Source organism: Chitinophaga ginsengisegetis (assembly GCF_900168065.1).
Classification (GTDB): domain Bacteria; phylum Bacteroidota; class Bacteroidia; order Chitinophagales; family Chitinophagaceae; genus Chitinophaga; species Chitinophaga ginsengisegetis.
In genome coordinates this window covers 1,405,326-1,423,925 of the sequence record NZ_FUZZ01000001.1, presented here as the reverse complement: position 1 = coordinate 1,423,925, position 18,600 = coordinate 1,405,326, and the positions used below count along the sequence as shown (strand labels likewise).

Below are 18,600 nucleotides of genomic sequence, written 5' to 3'. Positions count from 1 at the left end.
CTTGAAAGCCCGCCTGGAGCGGGCTTTCAAAATGGCGAATGGAATATTAGTAAGTTTCCTGCAGACTATTTTAGCACTACTAAAGAATTATTATTAATTTCCGGTATAAAAAATTACGATGCGCCATCTATTCAAACTATGCCTGTTACTTTCTGTTTATCTGCCAGCGATGGCTCAGAAACCCGCTAATGAACTACATTTTACCAGCAGCCAGCAACAGCTGATCACCGTGTACAAGGGAACTATTTTCGTGAATGGTAATAAAGCCTTTGTGCTGCATGAAGACATTATTAACTACAAAAGTAAGCGCAACCGCCTGGTGGAGAACGGTAAATCCGTTTTTCTTTTCCTGGAAGTAAACGGGAGCCCCAACAAGAACCGGTTGTATGTGTTCAATATTGATCACTCCCTGGCAGACTCGCTGTTGAGTGCAGTGAGTTCAGATGTGAAAGACTGGGATCGTGACGGTAACCTTGAATTTGGAGGCAGTGATCTCACTGAGGTACACCCTGCTGCTGATTCGATGTATTACGTTCCATCGAAGTTCTATGAAATAAAACGTGGCAAGATCACCTATGATGCTGAGCTGACGGAAACCACTGATAAAAAAGTCAATGGTATTTTCCTGGCCCCGCCATTGAACAGCAGCAGTACAGTAATACCTAAACCCAAGAAGCGTTACTAGCGGATAGTTAAATTTCCTGGTCGTTGTTCTTTTCTCTTTGCTCCGCCTTCCAGATAAGGAGGTCGATTCCTGACAACCCGGAAGGGTGGGAGGAAGCGTCCTCCTTATCTGTTTTTTCTTTCTTTACAACCGGTGTAACCGGTGTGAGCGTTTTAAAATCATTTGCAAAATCGGTGGTTGCCGGCCGGTTGTTTTCCCAGAACTTCGACAGGAAGTTTAAGGCTTGCTGGGGCGTATCTATCTTCTCTTCTTCCTTCAGCAATTCCAGCAGCTTTAAATCGAATCTTACCGGTACCGGCTTGTTTTTTTCTTTTGCCATAGCTATAAAGGTACTACCTTACCCGCACACCAGGAAAAGATATCCGCTTTGTGACGGCGGCAGCTGAATAGCCCTTTTATCAGTACATCTTCTTTCTGAAATTATATATTGCCATACCCGACAACAGCGAAGTGAAAACCACCAGCGAAAGAATACTCTGCCAGATGGCGCCGCTCCCATCTTCATAATAGTGCTTTAGTTTAAACTGGCTCCAGTCAATGCTTTTAGCCGGTTGATCCTGGAAAATGGCCGGGTAAAAATACAGGCGTAGCTGTTCGTGATAATTTCTGAGCGCCTGCTGAAAATCCAGGTGCTGCTGAAGATCAGATCCGGCAATTCCATTCAGCGTGAGCTGGGTTTGAATACCGGGAAGGATAAACGCCACAGCATTTGTAAAATCGTTTCTTTGCGTCAGTTTGTGTTGCATGGACCTGGCGCCGGGGGCAGCCTGGTCGTCGCCGTTTTGCTGCATGGCGAAGTACCAATACCAGCTGAACGCCAGTTCCTCTGGGAATGGATATTTCTTAAACTGTGGATAATGCCGGTAAAATGAATTGAGTGCAACACGCTTGTCCATATCCCATTTTTCATGATACCCCTCCCGCTGCATCACCACGGTTTCCAGCGCTTCCGGAACAGGATATTTCCGGGTAAGCCAAACATTCACCAAAGCAGGTGCAAGGATGTTCAGCACCACCCAACACGAAATAAGCGTAACTGCATTCACGCTGGAAGATTTCCCCCGCGAAATAACCCAGAAGGAGAGCGCGAACCAGAACAGCAGGTACAGGCTCAATACCACGATTACGGTCAGCAAACGAAGGTCTGCTGCAAGCCGGAGGTAAACACCCGCTGCAGCCATCAATACCAGTGCTGTCAGGTAAATGGCGGCCATTCTTATAGCAAACTTCCGCCATAGTATTTTCAAAGGAGTGGCCGATTGCGAACGAAGCAGCCCCCATATACCGGATTCCTGTTCTCCCGAAAGTAAATTATAAGTAAATGCAATGATGATAAGGGGAAATATGAAGATAAATACAAAAGCCAGGTCCATATTGCCCAGAAGCAGGGTGGTAGGGTTGTTAAGATCGGTATCATAGAGTTGCCCTTCCAGGCCCAGCGTGGTAACCCCGATGAGATAAGGATTGATGTCGCGCTGACCATTGGAAAAAGCCGCCCAGTTGCGCGGCTCGCTGGCCATCGAAAATTTGGTATGATATAACACCAGTCCCAGTTCTTTACCAAAGTATTTAATGTTCCTGGCGGTATTTTCGGTCTGTAGTTTTTCCGCTTTGCGGATCACTTCTTTCTGTCTCTCTATAAAATTCTTTCCAAAATACAACCCGGCAAACCCGCTGATCAGCAGGATGAGTATCCCTGTCAGCAGTGTTTTATTCCTGAAGAAGATCTTGCATTCCAATAAATATATACGTTGATCCATATTCGCTGTTATAAAGTTTTAACCCATTTTGATGATAGCAGCAGGCATCCCAGCAAGACCATTAACCAGCAGAGCAGGGAAACGATGGTGCTGATGTGATGCGATATCACCTGGCTAACCGGTTTAAACACATACTTGAAATCGGCCTGCTCCGCCCAGTGGGCGCGGCTGATGGTTAAAGGCTTATCCTTTTCTCCGGGAGGCGTGTTGCTGATCTTTTCTTTCTGCAATTTGTTCATCCGTTGGGCGAGCCCGTAGCGGTAGACTTCTGCCTGATCCTGGAAATCGGCAAAGGTGTTAAAGTCGGAGGCCGTGAGCGCCATGGAGAGATTCTTAATAGCGAGGAACGGGTTCAGGTAGCCCGCTGCCACCTGGAAACTGTTTTGCTGCTCAAATGTTTTTGTAAGCGCTTTCTGATGACGGGTATAAATATCCGCCGAAATCCTTTCCCCTTCAGCCATTACATAGCCACCGTAGTTAAAGGGAAGATCTTTGACATCATTTACCCCGTACTGTTTTAATACGTCTGCCCGGAACTTCGCGTAATGCGGATCATCCGGATTATGGCTATCCCCCTGCTGGTGAAGGTCTGATTCAACAGCAGCCGCAAATTCAATTTTCGATGGAGAAGGATACACTTTAACGCCAATAGCCTGCGTAATCCTGGGCATCACAATGGTAAAGAACACCCAGCAGGCCAGCAACGTAGTAAGAGCGGCCCTCGATGTTTTGTGAACGGCGGATACCACCACTGCAATACCGGCACAAATGATAAAGTAAACAGCATAAGCCAGTACCAGTAATAAAAGACGGATGGCTGCATCGGCCGTTACCTGCCAGTGACTGAGCATAGCCCACATGAAAATGGTGAGCAAAATGACCGGGATAAAAAGTGTAAAGCTAACGGCAATGATCCCTGCAATTTTTCCCGTTAACAGCGCCCGCCAGCTAACGCCCTGGCAAAGCAGTATTTTTAACGTACCATTCTCGCGTTCTGCGGAAATACTGTTGTACCCAAGAAAAAAGATCAGCAACGGAACAAGCAGCTGCAACACCATTGCTACACTCATTTCCCCGAAACGAAGCATACCATTGGAGAAGCCGGCTTCGCTGAAGTTAACGGTATTTTGTTTGTGCGCTTCCAGGAAAATGGATACGCCCGCGAAGCTTTCAATACCAAAGTCAAAAAAGCTCAGTTCATGTTTATCACGGAAAGCGAGGTAGCCATAATGGGCCATCCGGTGCGGGTGCTTATCCGGCTTGGCCAGCCATTGCTGGCGGACGATTTGTTTGTATTTCAGTCGCTGGCCATTCTGGATATTAAAGTTCTGCCACCCGATATATGTTGCCAGGCACAATGCGAGTCCGAGGATCAGGGTGAGAGCCAGCGTGGCTTTATTCCTGAAGGATGCTTTCCAGGTGCTGCCTGCAATTAGAAGGATTGTTTTCATGCGGTCAGAATTTATAGGTAGCATTAAACATCACATTTCTGGGAGAACCGGGGAAAAGGCGGAGGTAATTCTGCGCACCTATCCAATAGGTTTTATTCAGTATGTTGCCGATATTCAATGCCAGTTGTATTCTTGTTTTTGCCGGGCTATAATATAAAGCGGCATCCAGTAAAGTGTATGCGGGTAGTGTAAAATCGCGGATGTACCACGGCAATTTGTTGCCGCTGTATTGGACGCCGGCGCCAAAGCCAATTCCTTTTAACAGGCTATTGTCGTCCAGGTCGTAGCGGGTCCACAGGCTGCCGCTGTGTTTGGGCGTGTTCTGTACGCGCTCACCTTTTAGTTTTGGATTTAAGTCTTCGAGGATGATGGCATCCACAAAACTATACCCCGCATTAAATTGCCAGTTGGGTCTGATAAACCCCGAGGCTTCGAGTTCTACTCCGCGGCTGCGTTGCGCGCCCCTTTCTATCAGCCGGTTCACATCTTCAGGGTCGTTGGCATTCATCAGCAAATTTTTCTGATTGATTTCAAAAAGGGAGATGTTCACCATCAGCAGGTCATTCAGCCAGGTTGATTTTGCGCCGATCTCTTTAAGATCACTTTCCAGCGGTTTATAGTTGGTGCCTGCCGGCGGCGGTACCACCACCAGTGTAGAGGTGTTGCCCTGCGGCTGGTAGCCGCGGAGGTAAGTGCTGTACAGGTTTATATCAGGTGTGATGGCATAGGTAACACCTATCCTTGGCAGCAGTTTCTGCTGGGAAATTTTCTTTTCGTTAGGAAGTTTATAGTTGCTGAAATCTTCATACCATTCCTGCCGCAGGCCAAGCGTGAGAGTGAGCTTCTGATAGTTCACCTGGTCCTGGATATATACGCCGTTAACGAGGTAGTAAGCGGGAGGAATTTCTGTTCTGCCGAAAATATAATCGCTCAGGTTACGGATGGTATAACTGGGATTGGCCAGGTTAAAGAAGTCCACATTAGGTACTGGTGCATTTACGCCGTTAATTGTTTTAAAAAGATAGAGCTCTTTCTTTGCCGGGTCGTATCGTGTAGCGATGGTGCCATCTTTCAGCCGGTAGCCCTGGGCAGAGTTTTCGCCGCCGCCCCGGTATTTCTGTGTGTTGATGCGGTCGTATCCCGCTACGATCTTATGATTTACAGCGCCGGTGTTGGCGTTGATGCTGAAATAGGCGCTCAGGTTATCTGTATTCCATTTCTGTTGCCGTTGTACGGCGCGCATGCCGGCTAAGGTGGGGATAGGAGTATTGTTTTCATCTACGCCAAACGCATTGGTGGTGCGGTGTTCGAAGAGGTCTTCATTCCAGGTTTGCTTCATGTAGGCAACATTGAAAACCACCTTTGACGTAAAGGCGTGGGAGCCGTTAATCATCAGCATCAGGTCCTGTGTATTGAAGTAGTCGTTGCTGCCACCCATATTAAAATTGACAGGCGTGCTGTTCAGGTTGGTTTGCCCGGCGATGGCCCCGAATATGGCTTGTCCGCGGTCCAGCCTGGAGTTGCTGTTATTCATCACCAGCTCTACGTTCATGCTGGTGCTTTGATTGGGCACATAGGAAAACGAAGGTGAAATCAGGTATGCTTTTTTGTATTGCAGGTCGCGGAAACTTTTGCTGTTTTCGTATCCTACATTCAGGCGGTACAGCAGTGTTTTTTCCTTGTTCAACGGACCGGTGAAATCGAGTGCGGCTCTTATAGTGCTGAAGCTGCCGGTGGAGATGCTTACCTGTTTCCTGTTTTCCGTGAGTGGTTTTTTTGTCACCATATTGATACTGCCGCCGGGATCAACACTGGAAAAAGTAGCGCTGGCGGGTCCTTTGATCACTTCAATGCGTTCCAGGTTATTGGTCAGCGGTTGATTAAAAAAGTACTGGCGCGTGCGCATGCCATTGATGATGGCGCCTTCTTCATTCTGACTGATACCGCGTATCGCAAACTGGTTATAGTAGCTGCTCTGGGAAACGCCTGTTACATTTTTCACGGCATCTGCCAGCGTAAATGCCTGCCGGTCGGCGATCAGCTCTTTTGATACCGAAGAAATGGCCTGCGGAATATCTTTGTTGGGAGATGCGATCTTTGTGGCCGAGAAGGAGTAGTCGCCATAATACTTTTGTGCGTTGGTACCGGTGATTTCCACCGTTTGTAATTCTACTTTTTTTCCGGAAGAATCAATAACCTTTGTTTGCGCCGCTGCCACCGGTGACAAATACACAAAGCCTGTTACCAGGAATAAGTTCCTGGCCACGGGGTAAGAAGAAAGAAATTTCATGAAGTATGTAACTAAATGGTTTGTAAGTATAGTTCCTGGAGATCGCGGGCATTGATATCGCCGGCGTTTAAGGTATGCACAAGCTGACCTTTGCGCATGATGCCAATCCGCGCGCCTACATTAACGGCATTGAATATATCGTGCGTAGCCATTAACACGGATTTGCCCTGCCTGCCCAGTTCCCGGACCAATCCCGTGAATTCATCGGTGGCTTTGGGATCCAGTCCGCTGGTAGGTTCATCCATGAGGATCACATCCGCATTTTTTGCCAGCGCTATGGCGATGCCTACTTTTTGCCGCATGCCTTTGCTGAAGCCGGAGAGGTGCTTGTCGTGCGCCTCCTGCTGTAAGCCGCAATCAGAAAGAAAAGCAGTGAGCCTGGCTTTATCATACTTAAAACCGGCCAGCCGGCTGAAGTAGTCCAGGTTTTCGGTGGCGGTTAAGCTGCTATACAGCATTACCACTTCGGGGATATACGCCAGGTGTTTGCGCGTTTCGGCGTCGCCGGGCTGCACTTCTTTCTGGTGGATCATTATTTTCCCCGATGTAGGCGCAGTAAAGCCCAGGAACAGGTTGATGGTAGTGGTTTTGCCCGCGCCGTTCTGGCCCAGCAAACAGAAAATTTGACCTGGCTTAACTTCCAGGTTGAGATTGTCCAGCGCAACGTGCGACTGGTAATGTTTTGATAACGATATTGCCTGAAGCATAGAAAATAGAATATAAGCAGCAATACACCTCCCGTATAGCAGGTGTGAAAAATCAAGAACCGGATGTTACATCCAATAGCAGTAAATGATTTAGCAGAAAGCGGGAGGCCCTTTATTTGTACAGGAAAGCAGGTAGCCGGAATAAGCCTGTACGCGGAAAAGTGAAGCGGTTGTTTTTTTAACCGGGGAGATGAATACCAGGTGAGGCAATTGTGTTGGCAGGAAGTGATGCGACTGATGTTTTATCAGATCGCACAGCTTACACTTTGCATGGACCGTATTGAATTGATGATCGCCGGTATCCGTATGTTTTTTTAGCAGCAGTTCAGTGCCGGGGTTGCAGTGATGATGGTGGAAAGCCTCTATCAGCGGGGCACTCAGGAAGATGAGCAATAGAAATATTGCTCCGGTCCTGGAGAGTAGCTGAAGGCGGTATTTTTGCTTTTTATTCAAAATATGCAACGAAGTTACAATTTTCATTAAAACGGAGGAAGTTTTATTTTTTGAGTTTGTATGTAGAAGTAATAAAATAGCTTTTGGACCGTTTCTCCAAGCATATTGTAATTTGCCTCCTTATAATCATGGCCGGTTATAGGTTGCCTACTCTGAGATATCACCCATTACAGGCAGAGCATCGTATTGAATTTTTTTTACCATTACCCATTGTTTCCGGCCTTCACGGGGAGGGTGGATGGTATAATTTGTTGAAAGACAGAATTTTATTTTTAACCAATAAAAAGCATCCGGATCATAGGCAAGCAGGAATTTTAACTGATCTATCTGGTTGAGATATCGGTTACATTTATTTAAAACACTTAATGTGGGTTCTTTATCAAAAAAAAGGTAGATGGAGGAAGCCGATTTTTGTTGTTTATATTCTTTCAGAATGGCCCCGTAAATGGTTCCGGCCTTTAGCTCATTTTGTAATTGCCCGCCTACTGTCCACATGTCTTCATTGTAAAAGAAATGTGCATCAATGACATTTTTTGTCGTGTCATGATTATTTGTAAAAAATTCAGATTGCCGTTTTGAAAAAAAGAAAGCTGGTGAAGTAAGACCATCCCTGTAAAAGATTATTCTTCCGGATAGTACACCGGCTTCCAGGTTAATTGTTGCTATAGGTGCATTAGGGTCTGTTATGTATTCCAGATTTTTAAAAATATGTTTTTGGGAACTACTGTCCAGAAATCCCCCACTGTATTGTTTTAATAGTATCCTGGTAATGGATTCACCATCTTCAGAACTGTCCAGTTGATGGTATCGCGCGTAGTACTGCTTTTTGGCATAAGTCAGTTCTCTTGAATAATTCTTCGATGTAGAAGAGTTAAAGAGAGAATCTTTAAAGTGAATTCTAAAATAGTAATAGGGTCCAACCGGTACCAAAGATAGTTTCATAAATTCATTATCCTGATGAAGCTTTTCTGCTTCTGCTTCGCTTTCATACTGTAGGAATAATGACATGGATAGGGTAATGGCAAGGCAAATGCAGGTGATAATTCCCCAGCGGGTGATCACTTTGACTTTTTTTTCGCCTTTATCTATTTCTTTATGCGTATCAAGTAAAACTCCCAGGATAGCCAGGATACCGGTAATAATGGTGAGGAGGTAACTCATGGAATAGGAATAATTAATTAACAATATGGGGCCGTAGTATTAATACTAACCTAAGATAATAAAATTTATCAAAAAAACACCAGGTGGAAGGTCGCTTTGAAATTAAAGCGCCCGATCTCTTCTTAAGAGAATCAGGCGCTTTAATGAAATCCGGCACTTAGTTCTTCAAATCAAAACTGATAAAAATATTACTCAACGTAGCCAGCAGTGAATTAGCACTTGTTGGCGGCGTGGTACCAGGTGTTCCTGTATTGCCTGATGCGTTGAAAGAAAAACTATTGATGGTGCTAAGGGCCGCCAGTTCCCCGGTAGCCGGGAAGTTTGTTAAGGAAGAAGCGCCTTGTATCAGCACATCATTTACCCAAAGATTATAGGTTTGTGCCGGCAGTGTATAGCTGTTGGCGCCTTTTGTATAATTCTCTCCTGCGCTGCTGTTGTTGCAGTATAATTCAATTTTATAGTTCCCGGTTTTATTGAATACCGTATTGTTGATGGTGGTGTATCCGAAGGTAGCATTGCGGTAGGAGAGGGTGGCAAAATTGCCGCCGTAAAAATCCAGGCGGATAGCTGCGAAAACGCCGGGTGTGTTAACGGAAGTGAGCTGGTTGGTGTTATTAAAGGTACTGCTGCTGGTGGTGCTGTAGCCAAACGGAATGATCAGCTGGCCGTTTGTTAAGGCAGCATTGAGGTTGAGATTAAAAGTGAGTGCTGCCAGTGGCTTTGCCTCGTCGATAGTATACCACGAAAGTTTTGCTGGGGTGTTGGTGGAGCTGGCGGCGATTTTCAGGCCGGGAGGATTAGTGCCTGGCTGCAGCTGAAAGTATCCGCCGCAGGTGGCCGGCAGAAATACCCGCCCGTAGCCATATGGCGGAGCAGGGAGAAAGCCGGGTGTTCCTTTTACGGAAACAGAGGCTTTGGCAGCGGTGGAGTCGGTGAAGGTGGCAGACGCCGGTGAGCTGAGGTCAAATTTCCAGGTGATGTAGGGATGCGCCCATCCGGTGCTGCTGTTTATTTTGTCATGAATAGCATTGAGCAGGGAAAGCGATCCGCCTGCATCCTGGAGTACCTGCCAGAACATAATGCCGCCGGCTTCCTGTTGGGCATAGGCTGTTTTATTCTGAATGGTGGGGATGCCGTTGTAGTTAACTACGTTGCCATCTGTGCGCCGCACGGTGTCTTTGTTTTCGGCGCCGGGATATTGTGCGGTGATCTCACTGAATTTCATGGATTGTAAATTGCCGGATGCCGTGTATAGCCCGTAGAACGGCACGCCTACCACTATTTTATTTGCTGCCAGTCCTCGTTGTCCTTTCCAGTATTCCACATGTTGTTTCGCATAGCTGTATGGCGAATGTTCGTCGCCGGCTTTGTCGTAGGCCATTACGTTTATAAAGTCAAAGGCAGTGAGACAGGAATCTGTAACGCGGTCGCGCGTCCACCAGGCAACGGCTGCGGTGAGCAGTTTTCCGTTGGGTTTGAGTTGAGCCGACAACCCGGTGATAAATGCTTCGTAGTTTTCATCGATGTTATCTCCTTCCAGGTCTACATCTATACCGTCCACATTGTATTGTGATACGAGGTTGACCACTTTGGTAATGAAGGCGGCCCTGTTGGCTGCAGTGAGCAGGTTGGCATACTGGCTCTGATTGGAGCCGCCACCGAGCGACAACAGCACTTTAACGTTGTTAAGATGCGCTTTTGACACAATGGTATCCAGCCCGGTGCCTTGTGATGCAGGGAAGTTACCGTTTACATCCGGGTTAAAGAATGCAATGTTCAGGTGGGTGACTTTTGAGAAATCGAAGGCATTGATATGATCTGCGAGTGTGGAAGTATATTTAGGCAGATAGGCCACTATCTTAAACCCGGTTTCTTCCAGTTGCAGTGTGGACATATGCCCTGTTTTGTTTGTGTTAAGCATATACCGGATTTTTGTACAGCCGGAAATAAGTAACACCAGGATAGCGGATACGACTAGTTTTTGTTTCATTTTCTTTGGTTTAAATGAACAGTAAATGATAAGCGGAAATATTTTAAATAGCTGGTTTTACCCGGTGCGGAAATTACCGGGAATCCATGATTTGGCTGATGTTATACAATCGGGTAGCCATCATCGTTATACCCTTAAAGAAGTGGTACAATAATGCAGCATGGAAGCCTGTCTTTTAAGACCTGCTTTCTCAATGATGGGAGGTATGTTTTTGGGCGAACGTTTTTTTACCTATTTTCGTGTACGTACACAAAAATAGCTTTTATTTCTTCATTTCCAAGTTTTACAATAAAAATATCAGGCATTAGTGTGGGAGGCAGGAATAGATGAAAACAGGATTAAATTAGTATTTTTGATGTATTACCGGCTGGTATAGCAGGTTTTGCCGGAACAGGCATACCTTCGCTACTGTAAGCCGAATAATTGAATGCTCAATAAACCAGTTAATGAAAGATACAAAAGAAGCAGCATTGGTAGGAGTGAAGGAAATTGCCCGCAGGGCAAATGTTTCCATCGGCACTGTAGACAGGGTACTGAATAACCGTACCGGTGTGGCGGATAAAACGAGGGAAAAGGTACTGGAGATTATTAAGGACCTGGATTATCAGCCAAATATTATGGCAAGGCGATTGGCATCCAAAAGGCTTCTTCACCTGGCGGTGCTGATCCCGGCGGCTTCCGGTGAAACAGGATACTGGAATGCACCACTGAATGGTATCAGGCAGGCGGCTGCCAGCATACGTGACTTTGGGGTAACCGTGGAAATTTACTTTTTTGATCAGAACGATAAAACTACGTTCACTGCCAGGGCCAACGAAATTTTAAAGAAGGAATACCAGGGTATCCTGCTGGCGCCTATGTTTGAAGAAGAGTCCTTGAATTTCACTAAGAAATGCCGGGCAAAGAAGATTCCTTTCGTATTTATTAACTCAGATATCGAAACAGCCGGGAGCCTCACGTATATTGGGCCGGACCTGTACCAGAGCGGTTACCTCGCGGCGCATCTCATCAGCTATCTTGTAAGGGAAGGGCAGCAGGTACTGATTGTTAATATATCAAGGGAAATGGACCTGCATCATCACCTGCTCAGGAAAGAAGAAGGGTTCCGGGCATATTATAAAACACATCCTGCAGACATCCAGATAAGAAAAACCGATATCCGGCAAACCGACTATAAATCTGTAAAAAGTAAATTACACAAAGCACTGGCGAAAACGCCGGTGGATATAATCTTCGTTACCAATTCAAGGGTAGCCACGGTGGGGCGTTACCTGGAAGAAGCCGGTCTTGGCCACATCAAACTGATAGGCTATGATTTCCTCGCAGAGAATATCGACTATCTCAGAAAGTCGGTGATCGATTTCCTCATTTGCCAGAAGCCGCAGGAACAGGGACACAAAGGCATCATGGCTTTATACGACCACCTGGTTCACGGCGCTGTGATTGAACAGCAGCAGTACATGCCTATTGATATCATCACAAGGGAAAACTATCTCAACTACAGGAATTAACCCTGATTTTTATCTCTCCGGAAAAAAAATATTTTACGATAGATAGCATTTTCTGATTTTTATTTCTATATTCGTGTACGTTAACGAAATGAGGGATATTGTAATTCCTTTACCTCTTTCGTTAACGTGCAGGAATTGTGCTTTGGGGCGATTCCTCTTTTTTACCTTTTTTTCGTGTACGTTAACGGTCGTAATTTCAGCCATCGTTTTTAACAGCCTGTATTATTTCATCGTTGTTGCCAGGGAGTATTTAGTCAACCAGAATGCGCTGCGCTTTATTCCGGATAAAGTGAAGCCGGGCGGGTATTTATTGATCACTGCTTGTACTTATCGAATTAGGCCAGAACCAAAATCACTACCACCATGAATGCAATTGTCAAGTTTAAACATCTGTACTTATGTATAACGATGTTGGCGGCTTCCCGGCATTACGCCGCTGCGCAGGCCCCCGCTGTTATAAAGGGCATCATCACCGATGAAAAAGGCGCTGTCATTCCCGGCGCAAGTATCTTCAATAAAAACAGTAAGGAAACGGCCATCTCGGCGGGTGATGGCGGTTATTCCATCAAAGCCGCGGGCGGCGACAGTATCATCATCCAGATGATTGGATATGAACGTACCGGCTTCCTCACCAGAACGCAACGCCTCATGAACATAAGGCTGCAGTCGCGTTCAGAAACACTCAGAGATGTGGTGGTAACCGCTCTCGGTATCCGGAGAGAAGAACGGGAGCTGGGTTACGCATTTTCCGAAGTAAAAGGAGATGATATCAACAAAGCAAAAGAAACCAACGTGATCAATTCCCTCGCAGGAAAAGTGCCGGGCCTGATCATCAACAGTACGGCCGGAGGCCCCTCCGGTTCTTCAAGGGTTATCATCCGCGGAAATACCAGTATTACCGGCAACAACCAGCCACTGTATGTTATCGACGGCATCCCGATGGATAATTCCAACTACGGCCAGGTAGGCGATACCAAGTTCGCGGAAGGTGTGGATATGGGCGATGCCATCTCCGCTATTAACCCGGATGATATCGATAAAATCAGCGTACTGAAAGGCCCCTCTGCCGCTGCATTATATGGTAGCAGCGCAGCCAACGGGGTAATCCTTATCACTACCAAAAAAGGCGCGAAGTCGAAGGAATTGGGCGTGGAACTGAACAGCACCGCTACCATTGAAAACCAGCTTACAAAAGTAGATGGCAACCAATACCTGTATGGACAGGGCCGTTCCGGGCAATTGCCGCAGGATCAGTCGCAGGCGCAAAGCACCATGTTCACCAATTTCGGACCCCGGTTGGATCCCAGTCTGAATGCCATCGGATTCGACGGCGTAACCAGGCCCTATGCCCTCGCAAAAGATAATTTCGGAAGCTTCTTCAGAACAGGATCTTCCCTGAATAATACACTGTCGCTCACCAACGCAACGGACCGGTCCAACTTCCGCTTCTCCGTTTCAGACCTGCGGTATAAAGACATCCTGCCGAACAGTGATATCCGCCGCAATAATTTTACGTTCAGCGGCCGGTCTAAATTCGGCAGCAAACTCGATGTGGATGTAAGGGCCACCTATCTGAACGAAAGGGTTAACAACAGGGCCGGACTGGGAGATGCGCCCACCAACATTGGCCAGAATTTTAACGGCCTGGCCAATAACATTGATCAATCTGTTTTTTCCGATACCTATAAATCCGACAAGGGTGAATACGTGGAATGGGGCGGTGGCGCTTACCGCCTGAATCCTTACTGGATCCTTTATGAAATGTCGAACGTTACGCTGAAAGACAGGCTCACCGGTGCTTTCAACGCTACCTATACGGTTAACAGCTGGCTGAGTTTCCTGGCAAGGGCTTCCACCGATATCACTTTCCTGGACTACCGGAAATACAGTCCGCGTACAACACCGCTGGCGCTTTCGGGCATGATGAATGTACTGAATCAGAAGTACTCCACTACCCAGGCCGATTTCATGGCTACCCTTACCAAAAAAATTACACCCGATCTTAACTTCTCTGCACGCCTCGGCGCCAGCCTTAACCAGCGTATCAGGAAAGGCACTACCGCTACCTATTCCAATATGACGGTAACAGATGTTATCAGCATCAACAGCTACCAGGATAAAAGTATCGAAGAAAATAACAGCCGCAGGGAAATAAGATCGGCCTATGGATTGTTCACCTTCGGCTATAAGAATTACCTGTACCTCGATGCTACGGTGAGAACCGATGCTTCGTCTACCTTGCCGGAAAACAACAACGTATATACCTATCCATCCGTATCTGCCAGTTTCATTTTTACCGATGCGTTTAAAATGAAGAACGATGTATTGTCGTTCGGTAAGCTGAGGGCTTCCTGGGCAGAAGTAGGTAACGACACCGATCCTTACATGCTGGATGTGTATTACAGTCTTTACCCACTGGCATTTAACGGTGTGCAACCGGCTAACCTGGCCACCAAAATATTACCGAACATTAACCTGAAACCCACCAGGACCCGCTCATTTGAAGCCGGTACCAATCTGAAATTCTTTAACGGCCGTCTCAATTTTGATGCAACGTATTATACCTCCCGCTCCAGGGACCAGATCAATATTGTACCGGCGCCTATCTCTTCCGGGTATCCGAAACAGATCATCAACGCCGGTATGATCACCAATAAAGGAATAGAATTGTTATTGTCCGGTACACCTGTATCTAAAAAGGATTTCTCCTGGGATCTCACATTGAATTTTGCACGCAACATCAATAACGTAGAATCACTGGCTGATGATGTACCGTTTATTGCTTTATCAGAAGCAAGATGGCTTGGCCTGCTGGTGGCCGCTATGCCCGGTCAGAAATACGGCGCTATCCTCGGATATGACTACCAGAGAGATCCGGACGGAAACATTATCCTTAACCCATCTTCACTAAATCCGATACCTACACCCGACAGAAAAGTATTGGGCAAAGGCGTGTTCGACTGGACCGGTGGTGTGATGAGCCGTTTTACCTATAAGAATTTCAGTCTCAATGCTGCATTCGACATCAAATACGGCGCTGATATTTTCTCTATGACAGACCTGTTCTCCGTAGTAAGAGGCAGCAGTGTGAAAACTTTGCCGGGCCGCGAGGAATGGATCCTTTCAGAACAGGAAAGGCTCGCCGCCAAAAAGACTCCCGGCGAATGGCAGGCAGCCGGAAATGTAAAAGGATATGTGCCTGAAGGCGTAGTACAAACCGGCACCGATGCCGGCGGCAAACCGGTATACACAAAAAATACACGGGCAGTAGATCCCTCTGTTTACTGGGGTGGTTTTTATTCCGATGGTAATGGTATCGCGGTGCCGTTTATTTACAAAGCTACCTATGTAAAAGTGCGGGAAATCACGCTGACGTACAGGTTGCCGGGCGCCTTCAACAGGAAGTTAGCGATCAAAGATGCGGCGGTTGGTTTGGTAGCGAGGAATCCGTTTATCATCTATAAAGATATCCCCAACGTGGATCCGGATTCCAATTACAATAACGGTAACGGGCAGGGACTGGAATATGGCTCACTTCCATCAAGACGGGGCTGGGGAATTAACCTGAATGTCAAGTTCTAAATGATCACAACATGACAGACATGAACACTAAAAGCAACCATTCAATGAGATATATACTACTGGCGCTGTTGCTGCTGATATCCGCCTGCAGCAAATTCGGCGATCTGAATACAGATCCCACCAAGTCCAGCAAAATAAACCCCGAGAACCAGTTGATCTTTGCACAACTATGGTTCTCCGGAGATCTCTCTACGCAGGAACGTACCAACAGCATTGTGCTGATGCCGATGATGCAACAGCTGGGCGCCGCTTATTATGCGCGGGTAGGAGGCATGTATATCAAAGACATTACGCGTATGTGGGTAATGTGGGAAAACAGTTATCAGAATGATGTGGTGAATATAGTAGATGCTGTAGAACGCACCAACGGCGTAGCATCAAAAACCAACCTGAATGCCATCTGCCGGATCATGAAAGTATATACTTTTGCCAGGTTAACGGATCTGTATGGAGATATACCCTATTCCCAGGCCGGCAGCGCTTTTTACACCCAGGTGAAGCGTCCTGTGTATGATCAGCAGCAGGACATCTACAATAATTTTCTTGAAGAACTGAAAGCCGCATCCGCGCAACTGGACCCTGCGAAAGATAAAGTATCCAATGAAATTTTTTACAAGGGGGATATTGCCGCCTGGAAAAAATTTGCCAATTCCCTCCGGATCAGGCTGGCCCTGCGCCTGGTGAAACGTGATGCTGAAAAGGCTAAGAAGGAAATACAGGAAGCCTTTAATGCAGATGGCGGCGTTATGATCAGCAATGCGGATAACTGCATGACGAAGCACATGGACATCCAGAATAATTATTCCGACCTGCGTGGCAACTCCGTGTCGGCCGCCATCAATCAGCAAAGCGCGATGCCGAAGCTGGTTACCACTTTCCTGGATCAGCTGAAAAATACCAACGACCCACGTATCAACTACATACCACGCTGTTACAAACAGAATGTGCCGCTGAAGCCTTTTGAAAGGGAAGATATTACCGCGCAGGTAAGAGCCAGCGTGCTGGGGCTGGTGGGGTCCAAACCTGGTAAGTATGTGTATGAAGACTGGGTTGGTCCGGTTACAGTTAAACTCGCCAATGGCGCCAATTATAACGCAGTGAACGGTGATTTGAAATGTGAGATGAATACTTGTTTTATGCGCAATAACGCCCCCTTCCTGCATTTGACCTATGCAGAAGTGGAGTTGTTATTGGCAGATGCGTCTGTACGCCTGGGGCTCACACTGGGTGCAGACGCGGCTACGCATTATCAGAAGGGGGTAGAGGCAGCCATGAAACAGCTGAGCCTTTACCCCGGCGGGCCGGTGATCCCCGATGCGGAAATAGCTGATTTCTTAACCAACAATCCGCTGCAGCCGGGAACGGAATTAAAACAGATCAATAACCAGTTGTGGATCGCTTTAATGCTGAACGGGCCGGAACTGTTTGCCAACTGGCGCAGGAGCGGGTATCCTGAACTGGTAGCTACGCCCAACAATGAATCCACCTCCCTGACTATACCACGCCGGTTCCAGTATCCATTGTCCGAAAAAGAGCAGAACAAAGTGAACGTGCAGGCTGCCATTGACCGGATAGGGGAAGATGACTGGCTGAAAAGAGTATGGTGGGACAAAGAATAAACATCCAAACACAGGAATAAAAATATTAACTGATGAAACGATCCATTTATTTATTGCTGGCGGTTTTTATGGGATGCTGCCTGATGATAGCAGGATGTAAAAAAGATGAAGCAGATGAACAGGCCGATGGAAGGCCGTTCACACCGCGCGTATTCAATGAAGCGGCCCTGTTCCCGGAAAGCCCGGACAGTGTAAGGGTGTTGATGATAGGAGAGAAGCTGCCCTTCACCGGTATGCAATATTCTCCCGGAGGCAAAGTGGCCATTTCGTGGAAAGTAAACGACAAAGAAGTGTCTACTGCCGATACCTTTGCATTTACAGCCACAACCGGCGGCGCTTTCCGTATCCGCCTGGAGGTGTCTTATGAAGGTAAAACCACCAGTCGCTACCGCGATGTTTTTGTAGTGCCTGACACGTATCAGAAAAAGACGGCTGCCGGTGTTGTGCTGGCATACCTGAATGATACAGCCGGCTATAAGTATATCGACTGGAACACGATCACACATCTGGCGTACAAAGTAGGCACTATCACAGCCGCCGGTGTGATGGATATATCGAAAGGAGAACCTTACCGCAAGGCCGAGGAGCTGACAGGCAGGGCGCACATCAACGGCGTGCCGGTACTGCTGTGTGTAAGCGGCACGTTGTCGGGCGATGGATGGAGCGTAAGCCAGAGTAATAATTTTGGCGCTGTGATCACTGATGCGGCAAAAAGAGCGGCGCTGGTAAAGGCCATTGCAGGTTATATTGCCGCGAAGAAAATGGATGGTGTGGATATCATGATGACGGATATCAACGCATCTTCTGCTATTATTAATGCTAACATTGCAGCAACGGGTTTGTTATTGAACGAGCTGCGGGCGGCACTTGGCGCAGGCGCTATTATTTCAGTAACAGTACCCACCAATCAATATCATGATCGTTATCCTGATCTCTCCGCCGCCACCTGGCTAAACGTGCATGCCTTCGAAGACGGCGTGCATGTAGGGCCGGGTAAGGTTCCGGGCCAGCCTTCGGGATATGATTATTTTGTGGCCGGCGCGCAGCTGTGGAAAGCAAAGTACCCCGCTTCAAAACTGGTGCTTGGCATACCGGCGTTCGGACTGCGATATAACCAGCTGGATGCAGACGGGAACAACCTGAGCTGGTCGTCTTATAACTATATTCCCTACAAGGATATCCTGGCAGCAGTGCCTACTGCGTCTGATAAGGAATACGCGGCGATTTCCAAAGGGGTATACTTTAATGGCTTACCACTGGTAACGCAGAAAGCCACTTATCTTAAACAGAATGGTTTCCTCGGTGCTTATATCTGGACGGGCGATTATGATGTAAAAGGCGCCAATTCTTTAACCGGCACTATATTCAACGTATTGAAATAAAACAAGCAG

General features: G+C 47.0%; 13 protein-coding genes. 5 read left to right on the top strand and 8 right to left on the bottom strand.

What is annotated here, in order from left to right:
• Nucleotides 1–118: 118 nt before the first annotated feature.
• Nucleotides 119–685 carry a hypothetical protein gene (locus B5Z18_RS05540; RefSeq protein ID WP_143313498.1) on the top strand — a complete coding sequence of 189 codons (567 nt, stop codon included), beginning with the start codon at nt 119–121 and terminating at the stop codon, nt 683–685.
• A gap of 7 nt (nt 686–692) precedes the next feature.
• Here the strand turns inward: B5Z18_RS05540 and B5Z18_RS05535 are convergent, their stop codons facing one another.
• The 8 genes from B5Z18_RS05535 to B5Z18_RS05500 all read right to left on the bottom strand — a co-directional run bounded on the left by B5Z18_RS05535 (nt 693) and on the right by B5Z18_RS05500 (nt 10,428).
• Nucleotides 693–1,004: a hypothetical protein gene (locus B5Z18_RS05535; protein WP_079468386.1), complete on the bottom strand. Its 312-nt coding sequence runs from the start codon at nt 1,002–1,004 to the stop codon at nt 693–695.
• A gap of 79 nt (nt 1,005–1,083) precedes the next feature.
• Nucleotides 1,084–2,445: a DUF3526 domain-containing protein gene (locus tag B5Z18_RS05530; RefSeq protein WP_079468385.1), complete on the bottom strand. Its 1,362-nt coding sequence runs from the start codon at nt 2,443–2,445 to the stop codon at nt 1,084–1,086.
• A gap of 8 nt (nt 2,446–2,453) precedes the next feature.
• The gene (locus tag B5Z18_RS05525; RefSeq protein ID WP_079468384.1) at nt 2,454–3,896 is read right to left on the bottom strand and encodes an ABC transporter permease; all 1,443 of its coding nucleotides are present in this window, start codon (nt 3,894–3,896) and stop codon (nt 2,454–2,456) included.
• A gap of 4 nt (nt 3,897–3,900) precedes the next feature.
• Entirely contained in the window at nt 3,901–6,186 is a 2,286-nt protein-coding gene (locus tag B5Z18_RS05520) for a TonB-dependent siderophore receptor (RefSeq protein ID WP_079468383.1), read from the bottom strand.
• An 11-nt stretch (nt 6,187–6,197) separates the two neighbouring features.
• Nucleotides 6,198–6,893 carry an ABC transporter ATP-binding protein gene (locus B5Z18_RS05515; protein ID WP_079468382.1) on the bottom strand — a complete coding sequence of 232 codons (696 nt, stop codon included), beginning with the start codon at nt 6,891–6,893 and terminating at the stop codon, nt 6,198–6,200.
• Nucleotides 6,894–6,983: 90 nt separating this feature from the next.
• The gene (locus tag B5Z18_RS05510; RefSeq protein WP_079468381.1) at nt 6,984–7,373 is read right to left on the bottom strand and encodes a hypothetical protein; all 390 of its coding nucleotides are present in this window, start codon (nt 7,371–7,373) and stop codon (nt 6,984–6,986) included.
• 120 nt (nt 7,374–7,493) lie between these two features.
• Entirely contained in the window at nt 7,494–8,507 is a 1,014-nt protein-coding gene (locus B5Z18_RS05505) for a hypothetical protein (protein ID WP_079468380.1), read from the bottom strand.
• A gap of 157 nt (nt 8,508–8,664) precedes the next feature.
• A complete protein-coding gene (locus tag B5Z18_RS05500) occupies nt 8,665–10,428 on the bottom strand; it encodes a glycosyl hydrolase family 18 protein (RefSeq protein WP_159454205.1) in 1,764 nt (587 codons plus the stop codon).
• 515 nt (nt 10,429–10,943) lie between these two features.
• Between B5Z18_RS05500 and B5Z18_RS05495 the strand changes: the two genes are divergently transcribed.
• The 4 genes from B5Z18_RS05495 to B5Z18_RS05480 all read left to right on the top strand — a co-directional run bounded on the left by B5Z18_RS05495 (nt 10,944) and on the right by B5Z18_RS05480 (nt 18,591).
• Nucleotides 10,944–12,008: a LacI family DNA-binding transcriptional regulator gene (locus tag B5Z18_RS05495; protein WP_079468378.1), complete on the top strand. Its 1,065-nt coding sequence runs from the start codon at nt 10,944–10,946 to the stop codon at nt 12,006–12,008.
• A 363-nt stretch (nt 12,009–12,371) separates the two neighbouring features.
• On the top strand, nt 12,372–15,590 hold the full coding sequence (locus B5Z18_RS05490; RefSeq protein WP_079468377.1) for a SusC/RagA family TonB-linked outer membrane protein: 3,219 nt from the start codon (nt 12,372–12,374) through the stop codon (nt 15,588–15,590).
• 44 nt (nt 15,591–15,634) lie between these two features.
• Nucleotides 15,635–17,209 (top strand): SusD/RagB family nutrient-binding outer membrane lipoprotein, encoded by a 1,575-nt coding sequence (locus tag B5Z18_RS05485; RefSeq protein ID WP_159454204.1) that lies wholly within the window; start codon nt 15,635–15,637, stop codon nt 17,207–17,209.
• Nucleotides 17,210–17,241: 32 nt separating this feature from the next.
• The gene (locus B5Z18_RS05480) at nt 17,242–18,591 is read left to right on the top strand and encodes a glycosyl hydrolase family 18 protein (RefSeq protein ID WP_079468375.1); all 1,350 of its coding nucleotides are present in this window, start codon (nt 17,242–17,244) and stop codon (nt 18,589–18,591) included.
• The last annotated feature ends 9 nt before the right edge of the window (nt 18,592–18,600 follow it).